The sequence below is a fragment of the Actinoplanes sp. NPDC026623 genome (assembly GCF_040638275.1).
Lineage (GTDB): Bacteria > Actinomycetota > Actinomycetes > Mycobacteriales > Micromonosporaceae > Actinoplanes.
Genome location: NZ_JBEZXZ010000008.1, coordinates 43,826 through 69,921, shown reverse-complemented (window position 1 = coordinate 69,921; position 26,096 = coordinate 43,826). Strand labels below are relative to the sequence as shown.

The 26,096-nt window shown below is 71.7% G+C and carries 22 protein-coding genes, 1 tRNA gene and 1 pseudogene; 9 read left to right on the top strand and 15 right to left on the bottom strand.

Annotation, left to right across the window (positions count from 1 at the left end):
- The first annotated feature begins 313 nt into the window (after positions 1–313).
- Both AB0F10_RS04260 and AB0F10_RS04255 read left to right on the top strand, forming a co-directional pair.
- Positions 314–925 (top strand): hypothetical protein, encoded by a 612-nt coding sequence (locus tag AB0F10_RS04260; protein WP_360620349.1) that lies wholly within the window; start codon positions 314–316, stop codon positions 923–925.
- 34 nt (positions 926–959) lie between these two features.
- Complete coding sequence (locus tag AB0F10_RS04255) at positions 960–1,427, top strand: hypothetical protein (protein WP_360620348.1); 468 nt, start codon at positions 960–962, stop codon at positions 1,425–1,427.
- A gap of 133 nt (positions 1,428–1,560) precedes the next feature.
- On the opposite strand, the gene AB0F10_RS04250 is transcribed toward AB0F10_RS04255, so the two are convergent.
- The 3 genes from AB0F10_RS04250 to AB0F10_RS04240 all read right to left on the bottom strand — a co-directional run bounded on the left by AB0F10_RS04250 (position 1,561) and on the right by AB0F10_RS04240 (position 3,786).
- Positions 1,561–1,634: transfer RNA gene (locus tag AB0F10_RS04250), tRNA-Met, on the bottom strand.
- Positions 1,635–1,666: 32 nt separating this feature from the next.
- Positions 1,667–2,557, bottom strand: a complete 891-nt coding sequence (locus AB0F10_RS04245) for a DUF2199 domain-containing protein (RefSeq protein ID WP_360620347.1) — start codon at positions 2,555–2,557, stop codon at positions 1,667–1,669.
- Between the two features lie 65 nt (positions 2,558–2,622).
- Positions 2,623–3,786: a lamin tail domain-containing protein gene (locus AB0F10_RS04240; RefSeq protein WP_360620346.1), complete on the bottom strand. Its 1,164-nt coding sequence runs from the start codon at positions 3,784–3,786 to the stop codon at positions 2,623–2,625.
- 157 nt (positions 3,787–3,943) lie between these two features.
- Here AB0F10_RS04240 and AB0F10_RS04235 point away from each other — a divergent pair, with 157 nt between their 5' ends.
- Positions 3,944–4,714 carry a pentapeptide repeat-containing protein gene (locus AB0F10_RS04235; RefSeq protein WP_360620345.1) on the top strand — a complete coding sequence of 257 codons (771 nt, stop codon included), beginning with the start codon at positions 3,944–3,946 and terminating at the stop codon, positions 4,712–4,714.
- An 83-nt stretch (positions 4,715–4,797) separates the two neighbouring features.
- Positions 4,798–5,778, top strand: a pseudogene (locus tag AB0F10_RS04230) (TerC family protein); the annotation flags it as partial.
- Between the two features lie 237 nt (positions 5,779–6,015).
- Here AB0F10_RS04230 and AB0F10_RS04225 read toward each other — a convergent pair.
- The 3 genes from AB0F10_RS04225 to AB0F10_RS04215 all read right to left on the bottom strand — a co-directional run bounded on the left by AB0F10_RS04225 (position 6,016) and on the right by AB0F10_RS04215 (position 10,465).
- Complete coding sequence (locus tag AB0F10_RS04225) at positions 6,016–6,975, bottom strand: translation initiation factor 2 (protein ID WP_360620344.1); 960 nt, start codon at positions 6,973–6,975, stop codon at positions 6,016–6,018.
- Positions 6,976–7,120: 145 nt separating this feature from the next.
- Positions 7,121–7,972 (bottom strand): fused MFS/spermidine synthase, encoded by an 852-nt coding sequence (locus tag AB0F10_RS04220; RefSeq protein ID WP_360620343.1) that lies wholly within the window; start codon positions 7,970–7,972, stop codon positions 7,121–7,123.
- A gap of 78 nt (positions 7,973–8,050) precedes the next feature.
- Positions 8,051–10,465 (bottom strand): polyketide synthase dehydratase domain-containing protein, encoded by a 2,415-nt coding sequence (locus AB0F10_RS04215; RefSeq protein ID WP_360620342.1) that lies wholly within the window; start codon positions 10,463–10,465, stop codon positions 8,051–8,053.
- Positions 10,466–10,791: 326 nt separating this feature from the next.
- On the opposite strand from AB0F10_RS04215, the gene AB0F10_RS04210 reads away from it, so the two are divergent.
- Entirely contained in the window at positions 10,792–11,181 is a 390-nt protein-coding gene (locus AB0F10_RS04210; protein ID WP_360620341.1) for a hypothetical protein, read from the top strand.
- Between the two features lie 12 nt (positions 11,182–11,193).
- Here the strand turns inward: AB0F10_RS04210 and malQ are convergent, their stop codons facing one another.
- Complete coding sequence (malQ, locus tag AB0F10_RS04205) at positions 11,194–13,140, bottom strand: 4-alpha-glucanotransferase (protein WP_360620340.1); 1,947 nt, start codon at positions 13,138–13,140, stop codon at positions 11,194–11,196.
- Positions 13,141–13,236: 96 nt separating this feature from the next.
- Here malQ and AB0F10_RS04200 point away from each other — a divergent pair, with 96 nt between their 5' ends.
- On the top strand, positions 13,237–13,488 hold the full coding sequence (locus AB0F10_RS04200; RefSeq protein ID WP_360620339.1) for a hypothetical protein: 252 nt from the start codon (positions 13,237–13,239) through the stop codon (positions 13,486–13,488).
- A gap of 24 nt (positions 13,489–13,512) precedes the next feature.
- Positions 13,513–14,757 carry a chitosanase gene (locus AB0F10_RS04195; protein WP_360620338.1) on the top strand — a complete coding sequence of 415 codons (1,245 nt, stop codon included), beginning with the start codon at positions 13,513–13,515 and terminating at the stop codon, positions 14,755–14,757.
- Here the strand turns inward: AB0F10_RS04195 and AB0F10_RS04190 are convergent.
- The 3 genes from AB0F10_RS04190 to AB0F10_RS04180 all read right to left on the bottom strand — a co-directional run bounded on the left by AB0F10_RS04190 (position 14,754) and on the right by AB0F10_RS04180 (position 19,668).
- On the bottom strand, positions 14,754–17,123 hold the full coding sequence (locus AB0F10_RS04190) for a transglycosylase domain-containing protein (RefSeq protein WP_360620337.1): 2,370 nt from the start codon (positions 17,121–17,123) through the stop codon (positions 14,754–14,756). The genes AB0F10_RS04195 and AB0F10_RS04190 overlap by 4 nt on opposite strands.
- Positions 17,124–17,251: 128 nt before the next feature.
- Complete coding sequence (locus AB0F10_RS04185; RefSeq protein ID WP_360620336.1) at positions 17,252–18,490, bottom strand: family 16 glycosylhydrolase; 1,239 nt, start codon at positions 18,488–18,490, stop codon at positions 17,252–17,254.
- A gap of 110 nt (positions 18,491–18,600) precedes the next feature.
- A complete protein-coding gene (locus AB0F10_RS04180) occupies positions 18,601–19,668 on the bottom strand; it encodes a family 16 glycosylhydrolase (RefSeq protein WP_360620335.1) in 1,068 nt (355 codons plus the stop codon).
- Between the two features lie 244 nt (positions 19,669–19,912).
- Between AB0F10_RS04180 and AB0F10_RS04175 the strand changes: the two genes are divergently transcribed.
- Positions 19,913–21,034, top strand: coding sequence for a MacS family sensor histidine kinase (locus AB0F10_RS04175; protein WP_360620334.1), 1,122 nt, complete (start codon positions 19,913–19,915; stop codon positions 21,032–21,034).
- Positions 21,035–21,070: 36 nt separating this feature from the next.
- Positions 21,071–21,700, top strand: a complete 630-nt coding sequence (locus tag AB0F10_RS04170) for a response regulator transcription factor (RefSeq protein ID WP_360620384.1) — start codon at positions 21,071–21,073, stop codon at positions 21,698–21,700.
- A 7-nt stretch (positions 21,701–21,707) separates the two neighbouring features.
- Here AB0F10_RS04170 and AB0F10_RS04165 read toward each other — a convergent pair whose 3' ends face one another.
- The 5 genes from AB0F10_RS04165 to rsgA form a co-directional block, all read right to left on the bottom strand.
- Positions 21,708–22,265, bottom strand: coding sequence for a DUF5709 domain-containing protein (locus AB0F10_RS04165; protein WP_360620333.1), 558 nt, complete (start codon positions 22,263–22,265; stop codon positions 21,708–21,710).
- 10 nt (positions 22,266–22,275) lie between these two features.
- Positions 22,276–23,049 (bottom strand): ATP-binding protein, encoded by a 774-nt coding sequence (locus AB0F10_RS04160; protein ID WP_360620332.1) that lies wholly within the window; start codon positions 23,047–23,049, stop codon positions 22,276–22,278.
- Positions 23,050–23,191: 142 nt separating this feature from the next.
- A complete protein-coding gene (locus tag AB0F10_RS04155) occupies positions 23,192–24,058 on the bottom strand; it encodes a hypothetical protein (RefSeq protein ID WP_360620383.1) in 867 nt (288 codons plus the stop codon).
- A gap of 64 nt (positions 24,059–24,122) precedes the next feature.
- Positions 24,123–24,980 carry a histidinol-phosphatase gene (gene hisN / locus AB0F10_RS04150; RefSeq protein ID WP_360620331.1) on the bottom strand — a complete coding sequence of 286 codons (858 nt, stop codon included), beginning with the start codon at positions 24,978–24,980 and terminating at the stop codon, positions 24,123–24,125.
- 62 nt (positions 24,981–25,042) lie between these two features.
- On the bottom strand, positions 25,043–26,095 hold the full coding sequence (rsgA, locus tag AB0F10_RS04145) for a ribosome small subunit-dependent GTPase A (RefSeq protein WP_360620382.1): 1,053 nt from the start codon (positions 26,093–26,095) through the stop codon (positions 25,043–25,045).
- Position 26,096: the final 1 nt, after the last annotated feature.

Here is a 26,096-nt window from a genome sequence, read left to right as displayed (position 1 = left end):
ACAGTGACGGCAGGCAGCACCACGTGGGCCTAAATGATCTCTGGGGCGACGTGGTGCTGCTGACGAGAGTGCGAACAGGGATTAGACGTTGATCAATTTCGCAGGACCGCGTTGGGGTGACGTCGATGGAAATACTGCCGACCTGTATCGCTTTACCGACACTTCGGATGTTCAAGCGCTGTTGACCTGCGGGGATCGATGCGTGAATATGTTAATCACGTTTGATCAACAGAATATGGCGTAAGAAAACGGGGGAAGTGTGTCGCGAAAATTGCTTCAACGGGGCGCTATAGCGCTGATTCTGTCCGCAGGAATGTTCGCAGGTTCCGGTGCGGTCGCCGCCTATGCCGACGATCCGACGCCGGTCGGCCAGGGTGATGATGGAAATCCGATTTGGCAGGAGAGTGACGAGGATCTGATTCCCGCACCGGACGCGGATCCTGAGGGAGGCGATCCGTTTCCCTTCGACACCTGGGACAAGACCTGGAGTGGCGACAACTGCACCACGCACCGCGTCTACAACGTGAGCAAGGTGAAGAACACCTTCGACATCAAGTATCGCGAGACCGATGACAACTCGCAGAATGACCAGTCAGATGACTGGACCGTGGTTGTCACCACCGCCGGTACGACCACGTACGCGCTGTCGGTCGGCGTGGAGGCGGAGCTGTCCGCCGGCATCTTCTCGAAGGTGAAGGCGTCGCTCAACGGAAGTATCTCAAAGAGCAAGTCGACTACTGTCGGAACAACGCATCGCACGACGGTCGGCGCCGGGCGCATCACACGGGCCGAGTACGGCATCTGGCGTCAAAACTTCAAGTGGAAAACTTACTGGCTGTATGCGAACTGTTCTAAGGGCACCGTCAAAAGCGGCTCGGGCCACGCTCCGTACACAATCCGGTGGCGCTGGATCAAGGTGAAGTGATATTCAGGTCGAACCTCCTGACGGGTGGACAGCAATGATGCTTCGGGTCAACAAAGCGTTCGTGGTGGGTCTGCTGTGCCTCCCGGCCATGTCGGGGTGCACCCATGGCGACAAGGCGGACACGGCCTCACCCCCGACCGCCGCCGCGCCTGATGGGCCGTCGGCATCGGCGCCGCCCGACACGAACCCTGATCCAGGTAGCCCCCTGAAGCTGCCGTCCGGCGCGAAGGTTCTGCTGCCGATCCGCTCCGGAAAGGGTTCGGAGACTCTTCCGAAGTTCGATCCTTCAGGGCAGTCCTACACGGTCGTCGTAACTTGTTCCGGAAAAGGACAGATCCATCTGAGCCCAAATAATGGGAGCGGTGACGATTCGCTCTGCGACGGAGTTCCCTGGGCTTACCGGGTCTTCCATCCGTCCGGTGCGCAGGAAGTTCGTCTGGCTGCGGAGGATGGCGCCAAATGGGAGGCCGGCGTGGTGCAAGGCACGCCTCCCATCCAATAGTTGAACTTGGCGCGACCTGAACAAGATCGATCATCGTCCGTGTTTTCGAGCCCTCCGCGTCTGCGGAGGGCGCGGCATGCGAAGAGGCCCTCTACCCGACCGGGTAGAGGGCCTCTTACCTGCACTTCATTTGTAGCGGGGACAGGATTTGAACCTGCGACCTCTGGGTTATGAGCCCAGCGAGCTACCGAGCTGCTCCACCCCGCGTCGCCTGTGTAACGCTAGCACGGGGTCGGGGCTCAGACCTTTTCGGGGCGGACCGAGCGCCACACCCGCTGCGCCCAGGCCAGGGAGTCCGGGTCTTCGTAGACGCAGACCAGGTGCAGGACCGCGCCCGGCACGGCGACGAAGCCGTGCAGGTTGTGCACGATGCGGCCCTCCTCGAGGGCCGGGCGCCAGAAGGCCTGACGGTGGATGTCGCCGTCCTCCTCCGTGATCTCGCCGTCGCGGTCGCGCGGGGCGTCCTCGGTCAGCGCGGCGATCACCTCGGTGGGGGAGAGCCCGGGCGGCGGGCCCAGCGAGTCGAGGTGCACCGTGCGGCCGGGGCCGGCGAAGTAGAGCCGGTTCTCGTGCCAGCGGAGCTCCAGGCCCGCCGTGCGCTCCAGCGACCAGCGCTCGGTGATGCGCTGCCGCACCGGGGTGGGCAGGGCGTAGGTGAGGCGGCTCAGCACCTCGTCGCGGTCCCACTCGTCGTTCAGGATGCGGTGCAGCGGGGTGCCCTCGTCCGCGACCAGGTACGGGATCGACTCGGGGTCGCGGACCTCGGCCCGGCCGGGAGCGCCGAGCAGGTCGTCCCAGGGCTTGATGCCGTTCGAGACGGTGCCCTCCAGCCGCAGGTCCGCGTACGCGGGGGTCTCCCAGATCTCGTGCGCGTGCCGCAGCGCGTCCGGGTCGACGCGGAGCCAGACCGAGAACTCGATGCTGCCGCCGCCGGTCAGGCGTACCGGCATCAGGCAGCGGACGAACGCACCGATGCCGTCCGCCTGGCGCAGGTGGTGGTTGCCCCAGGTGGCCTCCCGCTCCGGCTCGGAGAGGGCGAGCATCGGGTCCGGCCAGGCGGAGCGGACCGCGAGGTCGACCGGGGACAGGGTGTTGCCGCAGCACGGGCAGTCAGGCAGGTGATCAGGCACCCGGGCACCCTACCCACAAGGCAGGCCCTCCGGCTCCAGCCGGAGGGCCGCACCTGAGCGGCCGCTCAGCAGGAGGTTGTGCCCGTGCCGGCGGCCCACTTACAGGAGTCGATCGACTTGCCGCTCCCGGTACGCAGGTACGCGGTGTCGCCGCCGTTGTTCCACACGTAGCCGGTGCGGTTCCAGTAGCGGTGCCCCGAGTTGGGCCTGCCGTTCGTGCCCTTGCCGGTGTGCACGTAGAGGGTCTTGCCGGCGCCCACCCGCTGGTCGGCGGTGATCGTGTACACGTGACCGGCGGCGTCGCGGACCGTCCAGCCCTTGAGGTTGATCGTCGCCTTGGTCTTGTTGGTCAGCTGGACGTACTCGGCGTTCAGGCTGGTGTTGCTGCCCGTGTCCGTGCCCGGCGAGTTGTAGACGATCTTCGAGAACAGCACGTCGCCGGTCTTCGGAGCCGGCGCGGTCGGTGTCGGTGTCGGTGTCGGTGTCGGGGTCGGCGTGGGCGTCGGGGAGATCCCACCGCCGGTCCCACCGCCGCTTCCGCCGCCGACGTTGAGCGAGACCGCCGTGGTCTGCCCGGCCAGCAGGTTGTTGTCCCGGTCGGCGTCGATCACGGCGCGGTACGTCCTGGTGCCGGTGCCCTGCCCGGTCAGGGTCGTCGTGAAGACGGCCGACGGGTCGGAGGTGACGCCGCCCGCGACGTCCGTCCAGCCGCCGGTGTCGCCGCGCTGGATGTGCACGTCGAGGCCGGGCTGGGCGGGGTCGGCCCCGACGCTGATGTCGACGGTGCCGTTCGTGGCGTTCATCGTCATCGTCGGGATGATTCCCAGCGCGACCGAGATGCGCGCCGACTCGATGCCGTTCGCCTTCACGTAGAAGCGGAAGCCGGAGTCGAGCAGCCGGGTCAGGGTGTAGCTGCCCGAGCTGTTCGCCGTGGCGGTGACGAAGTCGCCGTTGACGAAGTCGGGCGAGGGGTAGAAGTCGTTGAAGATGTACGCCGACTCGTACAGCTCGACCGTCGCGCCCGCGGGCGCCGTACCGGTGATGGTGATCGGTCCGAACCCGGTGCGGCTCGCCGGCGCCGAGATGGTCGGCACCGCCTCGGCCGCGGCCACGGGGCCGGTCAGGCCGAGAGCGGCAGCACAGCCGATCGTCGTGAATATCGCCGTCTTACGTGCACGCATCAGCAGGGTCTCCTCATGGATCGGGGTCCAGCGGAGCGTAGTGAACATTACGGAATGTAGTCACCCGTCCGGATGGGTGTGAATTATGACTGGTTAGTGGGCATTAGGACGCCGCATTGTTACATTCAGTCAGGAAGGATTGTTACGGGAGGTAATCGGCATCTCGGACTTCGAACCCGAAACGGAGCCCGTATACCGTCGTCACGTGGACACCCTCGAGCTGCGCGCGGACTGCGGCCGGTGCGCCGGGCTGTGCTGCGTCGCGCCCGCCTTCGCCAAGTCCGCCGACTTCGCCCTCGACAAGCCCGCCGGGCGTCCCTGCCCCAACCTCGCCGGCGACTTCCGGTGCGGCATCCACGAGCGGCTGCCCGAGAAGGGCTTCCGCGGCTGCGTCGTCTTCGACTGCTTCGGCGCCGGCCAGCAGGTCACCCAGGTGACGTTCGGCGGCCGGGACTGGCGCGGCACGCCCGGCATCGCCGGGCAGATGTTCGCGGTGCTGCCGGTCATGCGGCAGCTTCACGAACTCGCCTGGTACGTGAGCCAGGCGCTGGAACTGCCCGCGGCGCGGCGGCTGCGGCCCCGATTGCAGGCGGCGCTGGACGAGACCACGGCTCTCGCCGGCGGGACCCCCGATGAGCTGCTGGCCCTCGACCTGGCCGGGTACCGGAACAGCGTCAACCCGCTGCTGCGGAAGGCCAGCGACCTGGCCCGGGCCGGGGCCGGGAGCCGGCGCGTCGATCACGGCGGCGCGAACCTGATCGGGCGCCGGATGCGCGGCGCCGACCTGCGCGGCGCGAGCCTGCGCGGTGCCGTGCTGATCGGTGCCGACCTGCGCGGCGCCGACCTGCGGACGGCCGACTTCACCGGGGCGGATCTCCGCGGCGCCGACCTGCGTGGCGCCGACCTGACCGGCGCGCTGTTCCTCACCGAGTCGCAGGTGAAGGCCGCGGTCACCGACGAGACGACCTGGCGGTAGGCCGCACGTCGTCCACTGTGAATCGCGATCGGCCCTAGGATGGATCTCGCCGAAGACCGAGGCCTCCCTGGGAGCGTGTTGTCATGCAGGTGTCCGGCCTGGTCTGGTCGCTGACCATCGTCGGCGTCGCCGGACTGATCGTCTTCGACTTCTACTTCCACGTCCGGCGCGCGCACATCCCGTCGATGCGGGAGGCGGCCGCCTGGTCCGCCGTCTACGTCGGCATCGCCGTGCTGTTCGGCCTCGGCGTGTTCGCCTTCGGCGGTCCCGACATGGGCGCGCAGTACTTCGCCGGCTGGCTGACCGAGAAGGCGCTCTCGGTCGACAACCTCTTCGTCTTCCTGGTGCTGCTCAACAGCTTCAAGGTGCCGCGGGCCGATCAGCAGAAGGTGCTGCTCTTCGGCATCGTGTTCTCGCTGATCGCCCGGACCGCGTTCATCTTCCTGGGCGCCGCACTGATCAACTCGTTCGCCTGGGTCTTCTACCTCTTCGGCCTGGTCCTGCTGGTCACGGCCGGCAGCCTGCTCAGGGGCGACGACAGCGACGACCGTTCCGCGGACAACGTGATCATCCGGATCGCCCGGCGGTTCCTGCGCACCTCGGAGCGGTACGACGGCGACAAGCTCTTCACCGTCCAGGACGGCAAGCGGGTGCTGACCCCGATGCTGCTGGTCATGGTCGCCATCGGTGGCACCGACATCCTGTTCGCGCTGGACTCGATCCCGGCCATCTTCGGCCTCACCCAGAGCGTCTACCTGGTCTTCACCGCGACCGCGTTCTCGCTGCTGGGCCTGCGGCAGCTCTACTTCCTGCTGGACGGCCTGCTGGACCGGCTCATCTACCTGTCCTACGGGCTGGCCGCGATCCTCGCCTTCATCGGCGTGAAGCTGATTCTGCACGCCATGCACGAGAACAACGTGCCGTTCATCAACGCCGGCGAGCCCGTCGACGTGGTGGAGATCAGCACCGGCACGTCGCTGGCCTTCATCGTCGGCGTACTGGTCATCACCGTGGTCGCCTCGCTGCTCAGCCCGAAGGGCCGGGCACAGACGTACGTCGCGGCGGCGCGCCGGCACGCGACGGAGTTCCTCGACATCGAGACCGACCCGAAGTACTGCGACGAGATCTACCACCGGCTCGTCGACGAGGAGGCGCACCTGCGGCGCCTGCCGGAGCGGTACCGGGCCCGGATCCGCCAGGAGTCCGAGCTGATGGCGTTGCTGCACCGCGCGCACGCGGTGCACGACCAGCGGGTCAGGGCCGGCTCGTGCTTCAGCGTCCGAGCCTGACCGGCGGGTGGCTCAGGTGCGGTTGCCCCGCGAGCCGATCCCGCGCTCGGGGCGCGCGCCGGCCTTGCCCTTCGCCGAGTTCGCCGTGAAGCGGGCCTGCGCGCGGCGCACGTTGGCGGCCCGGGCCGTGAGGTCGGTGGTCGGCGTGTCATCGGCGGCCGGCGCCGGGGTGGCCGGAGCGGGCGAGCCCGAGACCAGGCCGGCCACCCGGGCCGCGAGGTCGGCCGCGCGGGTCGCCAGGCCGGGCTCGGCGAGCTGGGCGGCGGCCTCCGCCGCGGCGGCCCGGATCGCCCGGGCGTCGTCGGCGGCCAAGCCCGGACGGCGGACGCGCAGCCGCCTGGTGCGTTCGGCCGGGGCGGCCACAATCCGGTCGTCGTCCCCATCGGAGCCGTGGTCGGGCTCCGCGGGCTGGTCGGGACGGGTCAGCACGAGCGAGCCCAGCAACGTCACAGTCTGGCCCTCGCCGCCCTGGTAGTTGCTGAACTCCGGGCCGATGAGCAGGCGCGACAGCATCCGGGCCTGCGGCGTCGACAGGCCGAGGCGCCCGGCGTTGTCCACCCGGAAGCGGGCGATCGCGTGCCGGATCAGGTTGGCCAGCCGGTCGGCGTCGCCGGGCGTGGCCAGCTCGCCGCCCGCGAAGACCAGCGCGGGAAAGGTGCCGTCGGAGGCGGCGCACACCAGTTGGATCTGCGCCGCGGAGGCGGCCCGGCCCGCGGCCCGCTCGCCCGGCTGCACCCGCAGGTGCTGCGGCCAGAGCCAGCGCAGCTCACCGGAGGTCACCTCGACGTCGTCGGAGGACGCGTACGCGTAGGCCACGCGGTGATCGGTGACCAGGACCTCGGTCGTCTCGGGCAGCGCCCAGCGGGGCAGGGACGCGGCCTTGTCGAACGCGTACTCGGCGACGGCGCAGCGGCCCCGCCACAGCTCGCGCTCGCCGCCCTGCAGGGGGCCGAACAGGTCGGTCCTGGGCATCGGTGATCCGGAAACAGACAGAAAATGCCGGTCCAGCATCCCTCGATTAGACGGGCTCGTCTGCGCACAGACAAGTCGTGGGGCGCTGAAATGTCGCACGGCGGGACGGATGGCACCTTCGGCTGAATCGGGGCCGCCCTCCGGTCTAGGAGCGCGAGCTGAACAGTCCCTCGGGAGGGGCCGGAGAGGGAACGGCGTCGATGTCTGTCGCCGCCGCGTGCCCTGCGGCGAATCGATCGAGATCTGTCTCGACCCGGCCGGGGAACCAGTCCCCGGCGACCCGCCGGCTCAGCTCCGGCACCGGCGGCGGCGTCCGCCCGGCCAGCACGACCAGGTTGCCGAACCGCCGGCCGCGCAGCACGGCGGCGTCCGCGATCAGGCAGGCCTGCGGCAGCACCGCCCGGATCGTCGCGACCTGGGTACGCGCGTAGCGCAGCGGCGGCCCGTCGGCGACGTTGGCGATCAGCCGGCCGTCCGGCGCCAGCACCCGCGCCACCTCCCGGATGAACTCCACCGACGCCAGGTGCGCCGGGGTGCGGGTGCCCGCGAAGACATCGACGACGACCAGGTCGTACCCGGCGTCGCGCATGCCGGTGATCGCCTCGCGGGCGTCGCCGACCCGGACCCGCAGCTTGGCCTTCGCGTCCCACGGCAGCGCCTCGCGCACCAGCTCGACCAGCGGCCCGTCGATCTCCACCACCCGCTGCGGGGAGCCGGGCCGGGTCGCGGCGACGTAGCGCGGCAGGGTCAGCGCGCCCCCGCCCAGGTGCAGCACCCGCAGCGGCGTTCCGGGCGGCGCGATCAGGTCGATCGCGGCGGCCATCCGGCGGATGTACTCGAACTCGAGGTGGGTCGGATCGGCCAGGTCGACGTGCGACTGCGGCGCGCCGTCCAGCAGCAGCGTCCATCCCGACGCCCGGTCCGGGTCACCGACCAGCTCGGCCACTCCCGAGCCGACGGTCTCGACCCGCCGCTCACCCCGCCTGCGCTGTGCCACGGCAGCAGTATGTCGGTTGCCGTGCGGCGGCGGGGTGGCGGGAACCCGGACCGGGCGACGGGCCCGATCCGTCCGGCGTTATGCCCGGCTCGCCGGGTCCGGCGCGCCGAGTGCCGGTGCCTCCGCCGTGAGGGCCACGAACTCGATGCCGAGCAGCTCCGCCCAGAGCTCGCCGTCCGGACCGACGAGGGCGGCGTCGCAGCGGGCACCGAGGTCGTCGCGCCGGCCGTCGGCCACCACGCACAGGGCCGGCCCGGGCAGCCGCCCCCACCTGTGGATCCGGCACTCGGCCACGCCCATCGGCAGCACCGGGCGGTGTTCGTCCATCGCCCAGACCCCGCTGAGCTGCACGGCCCCGTCCAGTGCCGCGAGGTCCACCGGCAGATCGTCGTCCGCCCAGCCCAGCGACCCGGCGCCGAACACCGTGCCGACGACCCCCGCCGGGCCGATCTCGCCCAGCGAGTGGATCGACCGCAGCAGCGGCCCGTGGAACAGCGGCCGGCCGGCGTAGACCGAGCTGCCGGCGAACCGCGCCGGGTCGCCGATGGGCCGCCACTCGCGGTCCCGGCCGGGCGCGCCGAACCGGGCCCGGTAGCACGGCTCGCCGGCGCCGTTGACCAGCGAGACCTCGCGGCCGGAGGTGGTGATCGAGATCGTCTGCGGCTCCCCGGTCGCGACCGGGCGCAGCACCCGGAAGCCGGTGAGCACGGCCTCGGGTTCGAGCGCGCGCACGGCCGCGGCCATCCAGCCCAGGCCGGCGGCGGGGGGCAGGATCGCGACGTCCTGCGGCCGGTGATCGCCGATCCAGGGATACCGCGCCGCGTTCACCGCCACGGTCCCCGGCCGGGCGCGCGCGGGCTCCACCGCGGTGCGCAGCGAGTTCCAGGTCAGCGAGCGTACGAGGCAGCCGGGGCGGTGCTCCTGCTCGGCCTCGGCGACCCGGTCGAGCGCGGCGCCGACCATGGGGTGGTCCGCCGTACCGGAGAAGAGCACGATCGTGTCGAGCGGATCCCGGGCGGTGGCCGCGAGCACCGCCGCCAGGTGGGTGAGCTGCGTGCCGGCCGCGACGTCGGACTTCGCCGCCGGGGTCAGCACCGGGCCGTGCAGGAGGCCGGTGATCGGGCCCCAGTCGGCCCGGACGCGATCGAGGGCGAAGGAGAGCGCCTCGGTGGTGTCGACGCACAGGTAGCGGACCCGGGCGCCGGCCTGCTCGCAGGCCTCGATCGTGGCGCGGATCTCGCGCACGGTCAGCAGCGCGCGGGCCCGGGCCCGCATGCCGGCGAGGCCGTCCGGCCCGCCCGTCCCGGCGGCGAACCTGCGGAGGATGGCCCGCTCGTCGAGCGCGTCGGTCAGGCCGGGCGGCTCCTCGTTGAGCGGTGTGTTCCCGAGCAGGATCAACCGGCAGCGGGTCTCCCGGGCCAGGTCGACCACGGCCACGCCGCAGTCGTGTGCCAGCAGCACGGAGTCCGCGCCGATCCGGTGCTCCGGCCCGAGGAGAATCCCGGGCCAGTCCGACGGCTCGGCCTCGGCCGGGTGGCCGATGCTGCGGGTGCCGTCCGCGGCCAGGCGGACGCGCTGCGCACCGGCGCCCCGGGTGAGTTCGTCGGCGATCAGCACGGCCAGGGCGGCGGGGCCGCGGGCGCCGCGCTCGCACTCCACGTACACCGGCGTTCGTCCCGGTTCGGCGCTCGTGGCCAGGCCGCGCAGCCCGCCGAGCCAGGCGCCGGCGGGCCGGCCGACGGTGTCCGCGACGATCACGAAGACGCCCCGCCGGCCGCCCTCGCGGGCCAGCCGGAGGCCGGCGAGCTGGGTGCCGATGGCATCCTCGGGGGTCGCCGGGCCCGCCATGCCGTTCAGGAGCACGACGCCGCCGGGTCCCCGGCCGTCGCTCACCACGGCGGCCACGCCGCGCCCGGCGAGTTCGGCCGCGACCGCGGCGGCGAGGCCGCTGCCGCCGTCGACGATGTGCACCGGCCCGGCGTCCAGGCCGGGCAGCGGGTGCCCGCCCAGGCCGGTCTCCACCCAGGACGGTGCCGGTCGCACCAGCACGCCGGCCTCGGCCGTGGGAGCCGGGCGATCGGGCGATGGGACCGCGGCGACCGCGGCGATCGCGGCCACCGGGGGATCCGGCACGACGGCCGTCCGGTCCTCCGGCCCCGGGCCACGGGCCGGTCCGGCCGGCGGTGCGACGGTGAGCGACCTCTGCCGGTCGGGCTGCGCCGGAACGGCGGCCTGCGCCGGGCTGCCGTCGGCCGGCCTCGTGGCCGGCTCCGTGGCCGGCTCCGTGGGCGGGGGCTGCGTGGTGAGACGTCCGGTCAGGATGGTCTCGGTGACGCGCAGGTACTCCAGGTGTGCCTCGGTCATCAGCCTTTGGAAGGTCGCATGCGCCTCGGCGCTGCGCCGCGCCAGCTCCAGCACCTCCCAACCCGGCGCGTCCGGAGCCGCCGGCGGCGGCGAGCTGTCGTACTGGGGTAGGTGTGGGCTGGGCGGCACGGGTTCTCTCCTCGATCGGCGCGAGCCTCGGGCGGAAACACCCGCCCGGCCACCCAATCTGGACACAGCGGACGTCGCGACGCCGCGGAAACGTGCCGGGTTCACCTCGCTCAGGCGACGCGGCGCGCGGGTCCGCACCGGACGGACGCGCCGCCGCGGGCCGAAGGAGCCGATCGACCACGGTAACACCGTGTCAACCCGGCGAGTGCCGAGCGTGTGCGGTGTACCAGTGCGGGTGAACGAGGCCACCCTCATACGTGAAACCTGCGGTCCGGGCCCGCGGGTGCGGTCCACACTGAGCCCAGCAACCAACGCGGAGGTGAGTGATGTCGGGTACGGGGACCAGCGCACTGCCCGGGATCATCGGCTGCGGTCCGCCATGGACCGGCGGCCCGCCACCCGCCGACGACATGGCGGCCGTGCTCGCCGCGGCACAGCACCGGGCCGGGCCGCTGTTGAAGATCCGCCGGTACGGTTCGCCGGACGTCGGGCCCGCGTACTGGCGGTGGGACTGCGAGAGCTGCGGCGAGTACGGCGGCGGGCGGCACCACGGCGACGCGATCAACCGGGCCGTGCGGCACTGCCGGGAACACCCGGAGCACCGCTCGTCCCTGCTGCCGCCGCTGCGCTGCCGCGAACGGGACCAGCGGCTGGCCGTACACCCGATGCTCTTCGCCGTCGACGACGACCCGCCGCCCGGGCCGTTCGCGTACTGAGGCGGGCGAGGCTCAGCGGGCCGCGCCCTTCCGCGTGCTGAGCACCTCGGCGATCCGGGCCACCCGGGGGTCGGCCAGGATCTCCTCCAGGCCGGCCGTCAGCGGGATCCGCCAGTTCGGATACTCGTCCGAGGTGCCGGGTAGGTTCGGCTGGCGCAGCTCACCCAGCACGTCGTAGAGCGACGCCGTGACGAACCGGCACGGGGTCCGGGCGAGCAGCTCGTGCATCGCCACGATGATCTCCTCGGGCGGGGTGTCGGGCGTGATCAGGCCCTCCTCGGTGAGCCGGAACAGCAGCTTGGCCCGGTCCTTGTCGGCGTACTCGTGCTCCTCCTCGAGCGTGCCGGTCAGCTGGCCCAGCGCGGCGCGGACCCGGACCTGCTCGCCGACCAGGAAGCCGGCGGCGGTCGGCAGGTCGTGGGTGGAGATCGTCGCGAGGGCGTTGCGGGGGTACGCCGCCGGCGGCAGGTACTGCTCGGTCGGGTCGTTGCGGTAGTCGCGGGTGAACCACAGCACGGCCGAGCCGAGCATGTTCATCCGTTCCAGGGTCTCGGTGACCAGCGGCTGGACCGTGCCCAGGTCCTCGCCGACCACGACGGCGCCGGCCCGGTGCGCCTCGAGCGCCAGGATGCCCAGCATCGCCTCCGGGTCGTAGTCGACGTAGGTGCCCTCGGCGGGGCCCAGGCCCGGCGGCACCCACCAGAGCCGCCAGAGCCCGGCGACGTGGTCGACCCGCAGGCCGCCGGCCCGCCGGAAGATCCGCTGCAGCATGTCCCGGTACGCGGCGTAGCCGGTCTCGATCAGCCGGTCGGGCCGCCAGGCGGCGAGCCCCCAGTCCTGGCCGAGCTGGTTGAACGCGTCCGGCGGCGCGCCCGTGTGCACCCCGGCGGCGAGCACGTCCTGCAGCAGCCAGCCGTCCGCGCCGTCCGGGTCGATGCCGACGGCGAGGTCGTGCACGATCCCGACCGGCATCCCGGCGTCGCTCGCGGCCCGGTTGGCGGCGTCCAGCTGGTCGTCGAGCAGCCGCTGCAGCCAGACGTGGAAGCCGACCTGGTCGCCGGCGCGGGCCGCGCGCACCGCCGGCGAGTCCGGCCGCCTGTACTCCGCCGGCCACTCTCGCCAGTTCGGCCCGTGCACCTCGGCGAGGGCGCAGAACGTCGCGAAGTCGGTGAGCCCGGGATCGGCGTCCAGGTCGACCTCGCCGGCCAGCGGCCAGAGCAGCCGCAGGGCGGCGCGCTTGGCCTGCCAGACGGCGGTGTAGTCGATGAGCCCGTCCGCGGCGGGTGCCGGGCGCAGCGCGTCGATCTGCTCCCGCAGCGGCGGGTCCGCCAGCCGGTACGCGGCGGTGTCGGCCACCCGCAGATAGACCGGGTTCGCGAAGCGCCGGCTAGACGGCGAGTACGGCGACGGCGGCACCGGCAGCGTCGGGGTGATGGCGTGCAGCGGGTTCAGCAGAATCAGCCCGGCGCCCCGGCTGCCCTCGACGAAGGTACGCAGGTCGCCGAGGTCGCCGACGCCCCAGGACGCGGCGGAGTGCAGGGCGTAGAGCTGCAGCATCCACCCCCAGGCCTCCGGCGGCTCCGGCAGCTCGGTGGGCACCACGACCAGCGCCACGTCCTGGTCCGCGGTGACGAGCCGGTGCCAGCCCAGCGGCAGGTCGTCCGGCAGCCGGCCGTCGGCCCGCGCCAGCGACCCGTCCTCCAGGTGGATCGTGCCGGTGAGCGGCCTGGTCGTGCCCCGCCGAACGATCACCGTGCCGGGCAGCCGGCGCCGTTCGCGGGCGGTGCGGATCGCGGCCAGTTCCTCGGCGATCGCCGCCGGTGAGGTCGCGTCGACGCCGAGCAGGCCCAGCACGCCGATCACCGACTCCGTCGCCACCTCGCGCCGCTCGCGGTGCCAGTCCTCATACCAGGTGGCCACCCCGTGCGCCTCGGCAAGAGCAGTGAGATCTGCGTCCATTCTGGTCCCTTCGCTCGACTCCGCTGCTACTACCCTGCCCTGTCGGGGGGTGCTCCGGGCAACAAGGTCTTGCGGCGATCCGCCAAGATGGACGGCATGGCATCTGCGGTGAAGTGGTGGACCCGGCTCGGCGCTGCGGCGACGGGAGCCGTACTGACCCTGGTCGTGCCGGTGCACGCCTGGGCCGCGAGCAACGGCGCGTCGGACGTGGCCGTCGAGGCGGCGAGGTACCGGCGGCGCGGCGGCTTCGGATTCGTCGGTCTCTTCGGCTGCCTGTGCTGCCTCGCGGTGGTCGGCGGCATAGTCCTGACGGTGGTCCTGATTTCCCGGAACCGTAAACGTCGCTGATCTCACCCGCCTAGGTTTGGAAGGGTGAGCATCCGTGCCAAGGCGATCGCGTTGGGCACCGGGATCGCCGCGGTGTGCACGCTGCCGCTGGTCATCTCGGTCACGGCCGACGCGGCCCCCGATGTGCTGCTCTCGAAGGGACGCCCGATCCTCGCGTCGTCCGTGACCGGCGCCGGGCACGACGCCGCGAAGGCCACCGACGGCTTCGCGAGCACCTGGTGGGCGGCCACCACCGCGGCCGGAAGCCAGTGGCTGCTCGTCGACCTGGGCCACGCGCAGGACGTCACCCGGGTGAAGCTGCACTGGGACGGCGGGTACGCGAAGGCGTACCGGGTCCAGGTCTCCGACGACGCCGCCTCCTGGCGGGACCTCTACGCCACCACGGACGGCGACGGCGGCACCGACGACCTGAAGATGCTCGACGGCACCGGACGGTACCTGCGGGTGCTCGGATTGCAGCGGGGCACGCCGCAGGGCTACACGCTGTATGAGATGCAGAGCTACGGTCCCGGCCCGGCCGCGCCGGTCACCAGGACGGCCGAGGGGTCGCTGCCGGCGGCGTCGCTCGCCGCCGGGCTGCACGACCCGGACAAGAAGGCTTCCGCGCTGCAGCTCGTCTCCAGCGCGGAGAACTCGACGCTGGACTGGCGCGGCGAGTTCGACTACATCGAGGACCTGCACGACGGTCGCGGCTACACGGGCGGCATCGTCGGCTTCACCTCCGGCACCTCGGACATGCTGGCCCTGGTGACCGAGTACACGAGGCGGTCGCCGGGCAACAAGCTGGCGCCGTACCTGCCGGCGCTGCGCGCGGTGGACGGGTCGGACTCGCACGCGGGTCTGGACCCGGGCTACCCGGACGCGTGGCGGGCCGCCGCCGCCGACCCCGTCTTCCAGAAGACGCAGGAGGACGAGCGGGACCGGATGTACTTCGACCCCGCGGTCGCCCTGGCCACCGCCGACGGGCTGCGGGCGCTCGGCCAGTTCGCCTACTACGACGCGGCCGTCATGCACGGCATGTCCGGCCTGCGCAGCATCCGTGCCGCGGCACTCGGCAAGGCGCAGGTCCCGAAGGAGCAGTCCGGCAACGAGATCGACTGGCTGAACGCGTTCCTGGACGCGCGGGTCGCGGAGATGCGGACCGAGCCGGCGCACAGCGACGTCTCCCGGGTGGAGACCGCGCAGCGAGCCTTCCTGCGCGACTCCAACCTCGACCTGAACACCCCGCTGACCTGGCAGGTCTACGGCGACGACTTCTCGATCCGCTAGCGCGGGGCGCCCGGCGTGTTCCCTCCCGGCTTGTCCTTCTCCTTCGTGCCCTTGCTGATCTGGATGCTGACGTAGCCGCCCTTGATGGTCCGGCCCGAGGGTTCCGTCCCGGCCGCCTGACCCTTCGGGCAGCCCGACTCGACCTCGGCGCCCGGCGTCGCCGTGAAGCCGGCATTCTCCAGCCGGGCGGTCGCGGCAGCCACGCTCATGCATTCGACGCCCGGGATCGAGTGCTGCTCGCCCTGGGCGATCTTGTCGCCGGACGGCCGCTTGAACTGGAGCCGCGGCTTGCCCTTCATGACGTCGCGCAGGGTCTTCTCGACCGCCGGGTTCACCACGTCGTGGCGTAGCCGGTACGGGTGATTCTGGTAGTCCGGGTTCACCAGGTACCCGGCGACGACCATCGTCCTGGTGCCGACGATCAGCGACGCCGTCTTGTCGTTGTCGGTGGTGCCGGTCTTGCCGAAGATCGGGTGGCCGACGATGCCGTGGGCGGCCCCGGCGGTCGAGCCGTGGCAGCTGCCGAGCTGGGCCGAGTCACCGACCGGGCAGCGGGCCGCGTCGAGGGCCGCGCGGGCCACGTCCTTGTCGACGACCTGCCGGCAGTTCGGCTTGCCGACGTCCAGCTTCTCGCCGGAATGCGTGGTGATCTGCTGAACGGGCGTCGGCGTGCAGTACTTGCCGTCGCCGGCCAGCGTCGCGTACGCGTTCGCCATGTCCAGCGGGGTCGACGCCGAGACGCCGAGGGTGAACGCGCCCCAGTCCTTCGCGTAATGCGTCGCCAGGTCCTGGTCCTGTGGCGCCCGGAACTGGATGCCGAAGCGCTCCGCCACGTCCACGACCTTGTCGGCGCCGACGCGCTCCTCCAGCGGGACGAAGTACGTGTTGACCGAGCTGCCGAAGCCCGTCCACATGTTGTACGGGCCCTTCTCGCTCTTCGACGCGTTCGACGGGCAGTAGTAGCCGCCGCACCCGGCCGGCGAACCGGAGTCGCGGTACCCGGACTTGTAGCGGTACGTCGTGTTGATCGGGTAGGCCAGCGGGAAGCCGTTCTCGAGCGCGGCCACCATGGTGAACATCTTGAAGACCGAGCCGGCCTGGTAGCCGGTGATGTCGCCGCCGCCGGTGAGCAGCGGGTTCGTCGTGTTCGGGTAGCTGCCGCGGATGTTCTTTTTCTTCTTGGCGGGGTCCGAGGACAGCTTGTTGTGGCCGTCGTCGAGCTTGAACCGGCGGTTGGCGGCGAGCGCGCGCACCCGGCCGGTGCCCGGCTGCACGGCGGCGAGCAGCAGCGCGTCGCGGTCCTTGATGCCGATCTGATCCGCGATGTTCTCCCGGGCCGCGGCCTGCGCCTTGAGGTCGAGCGAGCTCTGGATCCGGTAGCCGCCGCTCTTGAGCCGGCGCTCGCGGTCGTACGAGTTCGAGCCGAACTCGGGCCGGCCGAGCCACCAGCGGTAGAAGTAGTCGCAGAAGAAGCCCCAGCTGTTGGACTTCACGGCTGCGCAGCCGTTGCCGGTGCGCTGGGTGGTCCGGCCGAGCTTGACCTTGACGGCGTCGGTCGCCGCCTGTGGCGTGATGTAGCCGAGGTCGCGCATGTTGCCGATGACCCAGTTGCGCCGGTCCAGCGCCTTGGGGTAGCCGATCGCGGTGGTCGGGTCGAAGCCCGTCGGTGCCTTGACCATGCCGGCGAGCAGCGCGGCCTCGGGGACGGTGAGGTCCTTGGGCGCCTTGCGGAAGTAGACCTGGCTGGCGGCGTAGATGCCGTACGCGCCGTTGCCGAAGGGTGCCGCGTTGAGATAGCGCTCGAGGATCTGCTGCTTGGTCAGCTCCTTCTCGATCTGCATCGCGTACTTCATCTCGGTGATCTTGCGGGTCGGCGTGTCCTTGGTCGCGTCGACGACCTCCTGCGGGGTGGTCGCCGAGTACGACAGGGACATGCGGACGAGCTGCATCGTCAGCGTCGAGGCGCCCTGCTTCGAGTTCTTCTTGCCGCTGTTGCTGACCGCCGCGCGGGCGGCGCCCTTGAGATCGACGCCGTTGTGCTTGTAGAACTCGTGGTCCTCGGCCGAGACGATCGCGTTCTGCATGTTGACCGAGATGTCCTTGAGCGGGACATCGCTGCGGAACTCGTCGTAGAACACCGCGATGGGCGTTTTGTTGTCGGAGGCGAGCACCCGGGTCAGCTGCGGCGCGGTCGCCTGCTTGAGCTCGCTGGGCAGACTCGCGAAGCCCTCGCTGCCGGCCTTGGCCGCGAGGCCGGACATGGCCACCGCGGGGAAGGCGGCCGCGGCCACCGCGATACCGGCCAATAGGCCACAGATCAGCAGCGAGGTCACGTTCGTGACGAAGTGGTGATCGCGTCCACGCATCAGGCAGTCCGTTCGCAGGCTTCGGTGCGCCGCGAGGGCGGCGACCCCGGTGGACTTTAGCGATCAAGCGCAAACGAATGACCGGCGGCTGTCTGCTGCCGCCGGCCATCGTCGGGATACGGCCTGGGTCAGGCCTTGGTCCACTTCTGGTTCGTGGTGCCGCCGCAGTCCCAGAGCTGCAGCTGGGCGCCGTTGGCGCTGTTCCAGTCCTTGACGTCGACGCACCTGTTGGCGGAGACGTTCACCAGGTCACCCGTGCTCGAGAGGGTGAAGCGCTGCACCGGGTTGCCGTTGCAGGTGACCAGCTGGATCGGCGTGCCGTTGGCCAGCGCGCCGCCGGCCGGGTCCATGCACTTGCCGAGGCCCCGGACGGTGCCGTCGCTCTCGAACGACCACTTCTGCGCGGAGGTGTTGTTGCAGTCCCACAGCTGGAGCCGGGCGCCGTCGGTCGCGTTGCCCGACGGGATGTCGATGCAGCGGTTGCTGAAGTTCGACCGCAGCGCGGTGCTGCCGCTGGGCGGCGGCGTGGTGCCGCCGTCGGTCCACGCCGAGACGCGGACGTAGTCGACGAGCATCGTCTGCGGGAACACCGTGCTGGCGTCCGGGTAGCCGGGCCAGTATCCGCCGACGGCCACGTTGAGGATCATGAAGAACGCGTGGTCGAAGACCCACTGGTCGCCGCCGAGGCTGGCCGGGGTGACCCGGAAGTACTCGCTGCCGTCGACGAACCAGACGATCAGATTGGGCGACCACTCCACGGAGAAGTTGTGGAAGGCGTTGCTGAGCGGGGCGCCGATGTTGCGGTTGCCGCCGATGCCCTCCGCGCCGGAGTAGCCGGGGCCGTGCACGGTGCCGTAGACCGTGTTCGGCTGGTTGCCGACGTTCTCCATGATGTCGATCTCGCCCGTGGTGGGCCAGTTGCCGCCGCCGAGCATCCAGAACGCGGGCCAGATGCCCTGGCCCTTGGGGACCTTGATGCTGGCCTCGAACCGGCCGTAGCGCTGGCTGAACTTGTCGGCGGTCAGGATCCGGCCCGACGTGTACTGGCAGGTGCCGTAGTGGCACTGGTAGTTCGCCGGGTTCTCCCTGCGCGCGGTGATCGCGAGGTGGCCCTGGCCGTCCTGCGAGACGTTGCTCGTGGAGTTGGTGTAGTACTCCTGCTCGTTGTTGCCCCAGCCGCCGCCGCCGATGTCGAACTTCCACTTCGAGCCGTCGACCGGGGCGCCGGCGGCGCCGTTGAACTCGTCCTGCCAGGTGATGCCGCCGATGGCGGCGTCGGCGCTGTCATTGCGGGAGGCGCTGACCAGGCCTCCGGCGAGGGTCACCGCGACGACCGCCGCGGCGAGGAGCGTTCGGGTTTTACGCATGGGGATGAGGCCTCCGGGGGAAGAGGTTGTTAACACTTTTAGCAGTGTTTACAGATAGACCGTCACCAGTCAATAGAGACCGGTTCCGGAACCCCCGGAGGCGCCCTTTGTTACAACTTCTTGAAAAGATTGGGCAGCGCGGTCGGCTCCCAGCCGGGCAACGACGTGTGCGTCTCCAGCACCTGGTACTCGACACCCTTGAAGACCACGAGCTGTCCGGCCACGTAATCGGTGAACGGCGCCCACTCCTTGGTGGCGGGCGCGGTCGTCGGCGGCGTGGTGGGCGGCGCGGTCGTCGTCGGGGCGGCGGTGGTCGGTGCGGCGGTCGGCGGCTCGGTCGTGGGTGCCGTCGTGGGTGCCGCCGTGGTGGGCGTGGCCGTCGGCTCCGCCGGGGGCTCGGTCGTGGGTGCGGTGGTCGGCGGCGCGGTGGCGCCGGCGGCCGAGAAGCTGACCGAGTCGATCACCATGCGCGCCGGGAAGCCGGTGCCCGACCGGTCGTCGCCGACGGCGAGGCTCAGCGCCACCCGGAACGGCTGATCCGTGCCCAGGCCACTCTCGGTGGAGGCCTCGCCGACCTGCTCGCCGTCCACGGAGAGGGTCGCGCCGTCGGGCGTCCAGTCGACCGCGTACGTGTGGAAGTCGTCGGAGAGCGGCTCCGTCAGCACCTCGAACGAGCCGAAGCTGCGCCGCCCCGCCCCGATGAGCTCGAAGGCCGGCCGCGTGCCGTCGCCCTCAGGCGTCTTGATCCGGGCCTCGGCGTGCCCGGAGGCCGCGCGCAGCGTCGCCTTGCTCAGCAGCCGGGCCGAGGAGAACCCGCCGCCGTCCTGGCGCCGCAGGATGATCGTCAGGTTGCCGTCGCCGTCCAGCCGCGCGTTGCGGGTGCTCTCGCTGAAGGCCAGCCCGTTGTCGGCCCGGTCTGTGTTCAGCGACCACTTCGCCGGGTCGACGGTGCTGCCGCGCCCGCCGTCGAAGTCGTCGTCGAACGTGCTCAGCGACTGGGCCCGGTCGCGGTCCCCGCGGAAGCCGTCGGAGTTGCGGTTGCGCTCCGAGGCGTCCGCGGTGTCGTTGCGGGTCGGCAGCCAGATCGCGGTGGTCAGTCCCGCCGCCGCGACCACGAAGGCGACGACGAGTCGAGGGCGCAACCACGTGGGTTGCTGCGGCAGGCTGTGTCGCGGCACGGGGATACCTCCGGGGCCAAAGGTGCTGATGCGTCAGCAGAGACCTAAGAAGATCTGCGTCGAAACGTCAAGATGGGCCGGAGTAAATTAAACGAAGATTCAGAATTCGAGCCGCCGAGACGATCGAAATGAATGCGGGCGTGCCTTGGAGTCCGTTTTTGATCGCGGCGGCGCCGGCCGGTCATCGACGGCGGTGGAGCCCGGTGATCCCGCCCGGCCGGCCGCGGTGTGGGATCGTCACCGCATGACGGAATCGAGTGGGCTGCAGACCCCACTCTGGCGTGCGATCGCCGTGTTCCGGATCGCCGCGCTCGTGTACGTGGCCGTCCTGGTGGTCCGCAACGTCGGCGCGTACGAGCGGCCGGTGCTCGCCTGGCCGGTGCTCGCGGTGATGGCGGGCTGGACGGTCTTCACGACGTACGCGTACGCCGTGCCCGGCCGCCGCCGGCCCCCGCTGCTCATCGCCGACCTGCTCATCACCATGGCGGTGATGACCGCCAGCGTCTGGGTGGTCGGGCGGGCCGCGCTCGAGGACGGCCGGCCGACCCTCGCGGTGGCCTGGCACGTGGCCCCGGTGATCGCGTGGGCCGTCGCGGGCGGCCGGCGCTGGGGCATCACCGCCGCGCTGGCCATGGGCGCCACCGATCTGATGGTCCGCGCGCACTACGACCAGGCCGCGTTCACCGGCACGGTGCTGATGGTGCTGGCCGCGACCGCGGTCGGATACCTGGTCGGGCTCGCCGAGGTGTCGCAGCAGCGGCTCGAGCGCGCCATCCAGCTGGAGGCGACGACCAGGGAACGGGAGCGGCTCGCCCGCGGCATCCACGACTCGGTGCTCCAGGTGCTGGCCCTGGTCAAGCGCCGCGGTGCCGGGCTGGACGGTGAGGCCGGCGAGCTGGCGCGGCTGGCCGGCGAGCAGGAGGCGGCGCTGCGCACCCTCGTCACGGGCCGCAGCTCCGAACACCAGGACGAGCACGCCGAGGCGGACCTGATGACGTTGCTGGAGCCGTACGCGTCGGCGACGGTCTCGGTCGCGGCCCCGGCCGGAGCGGTCCGGCTGCCCGCCCGCGTCGCCGCCGAGCTCGCCGCGGCGGTCGCGGCGGCGCTGGACAACGTGGTGCGGCACTGCGAACCCGGCACGAAGGCCTGGGTGCTGGTCGAGGACGAGCCGGCCGAGGTCACGGTCAGCGTGCGCGACGAGGGCTGCGGCATCGCGCCCGAGCGGCTCGCCGAGGCGGAGGAGCAGGGCCGGCTCGGCGTGGCACAGTCGATCCGCGGCCGGATCATCGATCTCGGCGGCACGGTCCGGATCATCTCGGCTCCGGGGCAGGGTACGGAGGTCGAGTTCACCCTCCCGCGTCGATAGGCTGAGCCCGTGACAGACGCACCCAGAACGCGGGTCATGGTCGTCGACGATCACCCGATGTGGCGTGAGGGCGTGAGCCGCGACCTGACGGCCGCCGGCTACGACGTGGTGGCCACGACGGGCGAGGGCCGGCAGGCGGTCCGCATCGCCGCGGCCGCGCGCCCCGACGTCGTGGTGCTCGACCTGCAGCTGCCGGACGTCTCCGGCGTCGAGGTGATCAACGGCCTGCTCGAGGCGGTTCCCGGCGTCCGGGTGCTGATGCTCTCGGCCAGCGGGGAGCAGCAGAGCGTGCTCGACGCGGTCAAGGCGGGCGCGAGCGGCTATCTGCTGAAGTCCGCCGCGCAGGCCGAGTTCCTCGACGCGGTGGGCCGCACCGCCGCGGGAGACACCGTCTTCACGCCGGGCCTGGCCGGCCTGGTGCTCGGCGAGTTCCGCCGGCTCGCCGTCGAGCCGGCGACGGCCGACGGCATGACGCCGAAGCTGACCGAGCGCGAGACCGAGGTGCTGCGCCTGGTGGCGAAGGGCCTGTCCTACCGGCAGATCGCCGAGCGGCTCGTCCTGAGCCACCGCACCGTGCAGAACCACGTCCAGAACACGCTCGGCAAGCTGCAGCTGCACAACCGGGTCGAGCTGACCCGATACGCGATCGAGCAGGGCCTGGACTAGGGCGCCCCTAGCGGTAGTCGGGGGCGTTGGTCTCGTGCATGGCCAGCTCCTCCGCGCTGGCTCCGCCGCCCGCCGCGCCGGCGTCGTAGGCGACGCTGTCGGCCTCGTCGTCGAAGCCGTAGCCCTCGTCCGTGGCGACCAGGCGGCCCACCGGCTGCGGCGCCTCCTCGTCCAACTGGCCGTCGTCGTAGAGCGACACCGCCGATTTCGGGTCCGAGGTCGGGCTCGCGCCCCACACGTCCGCGTCGAAGCGGAGCTGCTCGGAGTCCTCGACGGTCTCGTCGTACGCGTGGTCGGCGTCCGGCGACGGGTCCTTGGCGCCGACGTCGGGCTCCTCCTGGCGCAGGTGGTACGCGAGGGACTCGCCCTGGCGCGCCTCCGCCGGGGTGTCGCCGAAGCGGTTGGAGCCGCCCGGCCCGACGCCCGGCAGCGCGGCGGGATCGGCGCCGTCGGCCCACCGGGTGCTGGTCACGGAGTCGTACGCGTTCGAGTCGTCGTCGGCGGTCTCGGGCAGGCCGGATGCCTCCGGGTCGGAGACTTCGGTCGGGTAGTCGTTGTCTCGCATGTCCCGCAATCTACCCGCGGCGGTGCCCGGCCATGCCCGTGCTGGAGACTTCCGTCGGCTGCTCGTGCTCGCCGTCGAGCACCGCCCAGACGACCTTGCCGTCGGCCAGCGCCAGGCTGCCCCAGCGCCGGGACATCGAGTCGATCAACAGCAGGCCGCGGCCCCCGTACGAGGTGACCGGCACCGGGTCGCCGGTGAAGCGCGGCACGCCGGCCGAGTGGTCGCGCACGGCCACCGTCACCGCGTTGCCGTGCAGCCCGAGCAGGACCGTCATCGGCGTGCGGGCGTGCGCGACGACGTTGTTGACCATCTCGGTGACCACCGTGCAGGCGGGCCCGGCCAGCTCCGGCAGCCGCCAGCGGCCGCACGCCTCGCTGACCAGCTCTCGCGAGCGCCGGGCCGCGCCGACCTGGGGCTCCATCGCCAGGTTGAGGAAGTGTCCCGGTGCCGGGGCGCCGAGCGCGGTGAAGGCGTCCGCCGGGGTCGGCAGGACCGGCAGCCCGGTGCCGCTCCAGGACCCGCCCTCCGGGATCGCGCAGAGCACCAGGCGGCTGCCCGGCCAGTCGACGACCTCGGCGGCGAGTTCGTTCAGCACGGCGACCGCGGCCGGATCGCGGACGCTCAGGTCGGCCACGTCGACGACGACCGCCTCCGGCTGGCCGGCCAGGACATCGAGCAGCACGGATCGCACGAGCGGCGCGGTGACCGCGTCGAGCACCCCGGCCAGCCGGACGACCGGATAGGTCTGCCCGCCGTCCACCAGGTGTCGGACCTCGCTCGGCATGATCGCTCCATTGTGCATAACGCGGGCCGACCTCGCATTCTGGCGCGAGGGTGTCCCATTGCGCGATTTCTCGGACTATATGCCCGATTCGGTCCGGAGTGTCCCGGGCTGGTCATACCCCGTGGTCCCGGACTCATGCACCTCAGCGACCCGCGGGGTGCAGACGCGTGCTGCCCCTTGCCCGGCCGGAGTGGGGGCGCGCGGTCGCGTGGTGGTGCTGCGGCTCCGCGTAGCGGGTCATGGCGATCACCGAACCGAGCGTGACCACGAAGCCGACCGCGGCCATCCACTCCCGGCCCGGATGGATCTGATCGCCGAGCCACAACAGGCCGACGATGGCCGCGGGCACGGCGCCGGCGGCGTCCATCGCGGCCACCGCGGCGGTCGTCGAGCCCCGCTGCATGGCCAGCCCGAGCAGCAACTGACCCACGAGCGAGTGGGCCACCAGCAGATAGAGCAGCGGATTGGTGCCGAAGCCCCCGAGCGTGTGCTCGTTGGCCAGCGGGCGGGCCGCGATCGCCGCCGCCGAGAAGGCGATGCCGGCCAGAGAACCGAGCGCCACCGAGCCGACCACCCCGTGCAATCGGACCGCGAAGAAGCCGATCACCGAGATGAGCAGGAGCGTGACGGCCAGCCCGACCATCCCCGCCGCCCCCAGCGGGCTGGACGGCGCGGGCTTGGCGGAGAGCACCAGCGCGGTGATCCCGGCCAGCAGCAGGACCAGCAGCGCGACCTCCGCGACGGGCAGGGTCCACTTCAGCAGCAGGACGCCGAGCAGCGCGGTCACGCCGAGCCCGGCGGCGACGCTGGCCTGCACCAGGAACAGCGGCAGGTCCCGCCGCGCGAGGAAGGCCAGCACGAAGCCGAGGACCTGGCATAACAGCCCGAGCAGGTACGTGCGGTGACAGGCGAGCCGGACCAGAAGCTGCGGGTCGAAGGTGTGATGCACGGTCGTACGCGCCGCAGCCATGGACTGCAGCAGGTTGGCGACCCCATACGCGGCGATCATCGCAGCGAGGTAGAGCCAGCCCGACGACATCACCCGGCGAGAATAGACCAGCCCGGGGAGCCCTTCAGGGCAATCGGTGCGTCAGGCTTTTTGGTGACTCATACGAAGTTGCCTGGGTTTCCGCCGCGGGTGGGCCCAGCCGTCCGAGAATTTCCTCGTGCAGGTGGCCGTTGGTGGCGATGGCGCTTCCGTCGCCCGGCGCGCGCTGCCCGTCGAGGTCGGTGAACGCGCCGCCGGCCTCGGTGACGATCGGGATCAGCGCCGCCACGTCCCAGAGCGACAGCTCGGGCTCGACCATGATGTCGACGGCGCCCTCGGCGAGCAGCATGTAGCCGTAGAAGTCGCCGTAGGCCCGGCTGCGCCAGGCGTCCCGCATGATGTCGAGCATCGGATCGAGGCGGCCGGCCTCCTCCCAGGCCGGCAGGCTCGCGTAGCAGAAGCTGGCGTCGCCCATCTTCCGCACGGCGGAGACGGAGATCCTGGTGGCGGCCCGCTGGTGCCGGCCGGCGTAGGCGCCGTGCCCCGCCGCGCCCCACCAGCGCCGGCCCAGCGCGGGCGCGGACACCAGGCCGGCGACCGGCCGCTCGCCCTCCATCAGGGCGATCAGGGTGCCCCAGACCGGCACGCCGCGGATGAAGTTCTTGGTACCGTCGATCGGGTCGATCACCCAGTGCCGGTTGCCCTGCCCCGCGGGCGGGGTCGACACGCCGAACTCCTCGCCGAGCACGCCGTCGCGGGGCCGGGCGCGCGACAGCGCCCCGCGGATCGCCCGCTCGACGGCGGTGTCCGCATCGGAGACCGGCGTCAGGTCGGGCTTGGCCTCGACGTGCAGGTCCAGCGCGCGGAACCGGGCCATGGAGATCGAGTCGGCGGTGTCGGCGAGCAGGTGGGCAAGGGAAAGATCATCGGCATACGAGGCCATGCGGGCACGCTAGCCGATCCGGTCACCCCGGGCGCCGAAGGGCGGGCCCGCCCCGGCCCGCGTCACTCGATCTGATCGCGGCCGTCCGGCTCGCCGGCACGCGAGCTCAACAGCCTCCGGTACGAGGCCAGGCGGCGCGGGTCCGCCTTGCCCGCCGCGATCCAGGCGTCCAGGGCGCAGTTTGCGTCGCCGGCGGTGTGCCCGCAGTTGGGCGGGCAGTCGACCGTGCCCTCGACCAGGTCCGGGAAGCCGTGCAGCAGGCTCTCCGCGCTCACGTGCGCGAGCCCGAAGCTTCGGATGCCGGGGGTGTCGATGATCCAGCCCGGGTCGCCCTTCTTGCGGACCCGGGGCAGCCGCAGCGCCACCGCGCTGGTCGAGGTGTGCCGGCCCTTGCCGATCGCGCTGACCACGCCGACCGCCCGCAGCGCGTCCGGGACCAGCCGGTTGACCAGGGTGGACTTGCCGACCCCGGAGTGACCGACCATGACGGAGATCCGCCCGGCCAGCCGGTCGCGCAGCTCGGTCAGGTCACTGTCGGGCTTGACCAGCACGTAGGGCAGGTCGAGCTCGGCATAGTAGTCGAGCACCGCCGCGGGGCCCGCCAGGTCGGCCTTGGTGAGGCAGAGCAGCGGCTCGACGTCCGCGTCGTAGGCCGCCACCAGGCAGCGGTCGATGAAGCCGGTCCGCGGCTGCGGGTCGGCCAGCGCGCTGACGATGACCAACTGGTCGGCGTTGGCGACCACGACCCGCTCGAGCCGGCCCTCGGGGGTGGTGTCGTCGTCGTCCGCGGTGCGGCGCAGCACCGAGGTGCGCTCGGCGATCCGCACGATCCGGGCCAGCGCGCCCGGCGCGCCGGAGGTGTCGCCGACCAGCGCGATCCGGTCGCCGACCACGACGGACTTGCGGCCCAGCTCGCGGGCCCGCATGGCGGTGATCAGCTCGTCGAGGTGCTCGGCGTCCTCGCGCACGCAGCCGTAGCGGCCGCGGTCCACGGTGATCACGAGGGCGTCGACGGCGTCCTCGTGCTTGGGCCTGGTCCGGGTGCGTGGGCGCGAGGACCGGCCCGGTCTGATCCGAACGTCGTCCTCGTCGTACTCACGCTGTCTGGCCGGCAGG

Excerpts from the sequence above, each read along its gene's own strand:
- AB0F10_RS04260 (WP_360620349.1), top strand. The coding sequence starts at position 314 with ATGTTCGCAGGTTCCGGTGCGGTCGCCGCCTATGCCGACGATCCGACG.
- AB0F10_RS04255 (WP_360620348.1), top strand. The coding sequence starts at position 960 with ATGATGCTTCGGGTCAACAAAGCGTTCGTGGTGGGTCTGCTGTGCCTC.
- AB0F10_RS04240 (WP_360620346.1), bottom strand. The coding sequence starts at position 3,786 with ATGTTCACTACGCTCCGCTGGACCCCGATCCATGAGGAGACCCTGCTG.
- AB0F10_RS04225 (WP_360620344.1), bottom strand. The coding sequence starts at position 6,975 with ATGCCCAGGACCGACCTGTTCGGCCCCCTGCAGGGCGGCGAGCGCGAG.
- AB0F10_RS04210 (WP_360620341.1), top strand. The coding sequence starts at position 10,792 with ATGTCGGGTACGGGGACCAGCGCACTGCCCGGGATCATCGGCTGCGGT.
- malQ (WP_360620340.1), bottom strand. The coding sequence starts at position 13,140 with ATGGACGCAGATCTCACTGCTCTTGCCGAGGCGCACGGGGTGGCCACC.
- AB0F10_RS04200 (WP_360620339.1), top strand. The coding sequence starts at position 13,237 with ATGGCATCTGCGGTGAAGTGGTGGACCCGGCTCGGCGCTGCGGCGACG.
- AB0F10_RS04190 (WP_360620337.1), bottom strand. The coding sequence starts at position 17,123 with ATGCGTGGACGCGATCACCACTTCGTCACGAACGTGACCTCGCTGCTG.
- AB0F10_RS04185 (WP_360620336.1), bottom strand. The coding sequence starts at position 18,490 with ATGCGTAAAACCCGAACGCTCCTCGCCGCGGCGGTCGTCGCGGTGACC.
- AB0F10_RS04175 (WP_360620334.1), top strand. The coding sequence starts at position 19,913 with ATGACGGAATCGAGTGGGCTGCAGACCCCACTCTGGCGTGCGATCGCC.
- AB0F10_RS04170 (WP_360620384.1), top strand. The coding sequence starts at position 21,071 with ATGGTCGTCGACGATCACCCGATGTGGCGTGAGGGCGTGAGCCGCGAC.
- AB0F10_RS04165 (WP_360620333.1), bottom strand. The coding sequence starts at position 22,265 with ATGCGAGACAACGACTACCCGACCGAAGTCTCCGACCCGGAGGCATCC.
- AB0F10_RS04160 (WP_360620332.1), bottom strand. The coding sequence starts at position 23,049 with ATGCCGAGCGAGGTCCGACACCTGGTGGACGGCGGGCAGACCTATCCG.
- AB0F10_RS04155 (WP_360620383.1), bottom strand. The coding sequence starts at position 24,058 with ATGATCGCCGCGTATGGGGTCGCCAACCTGCTGCAGTCCATGGCTGCG.
- hisN (WP_360620331.1), bottom strand. The coding sequence starts at position 24,980 with ATGGCCTCGTATGCCGATGATCTTTCCCTTGCCCACCTGCTCGCCGAC.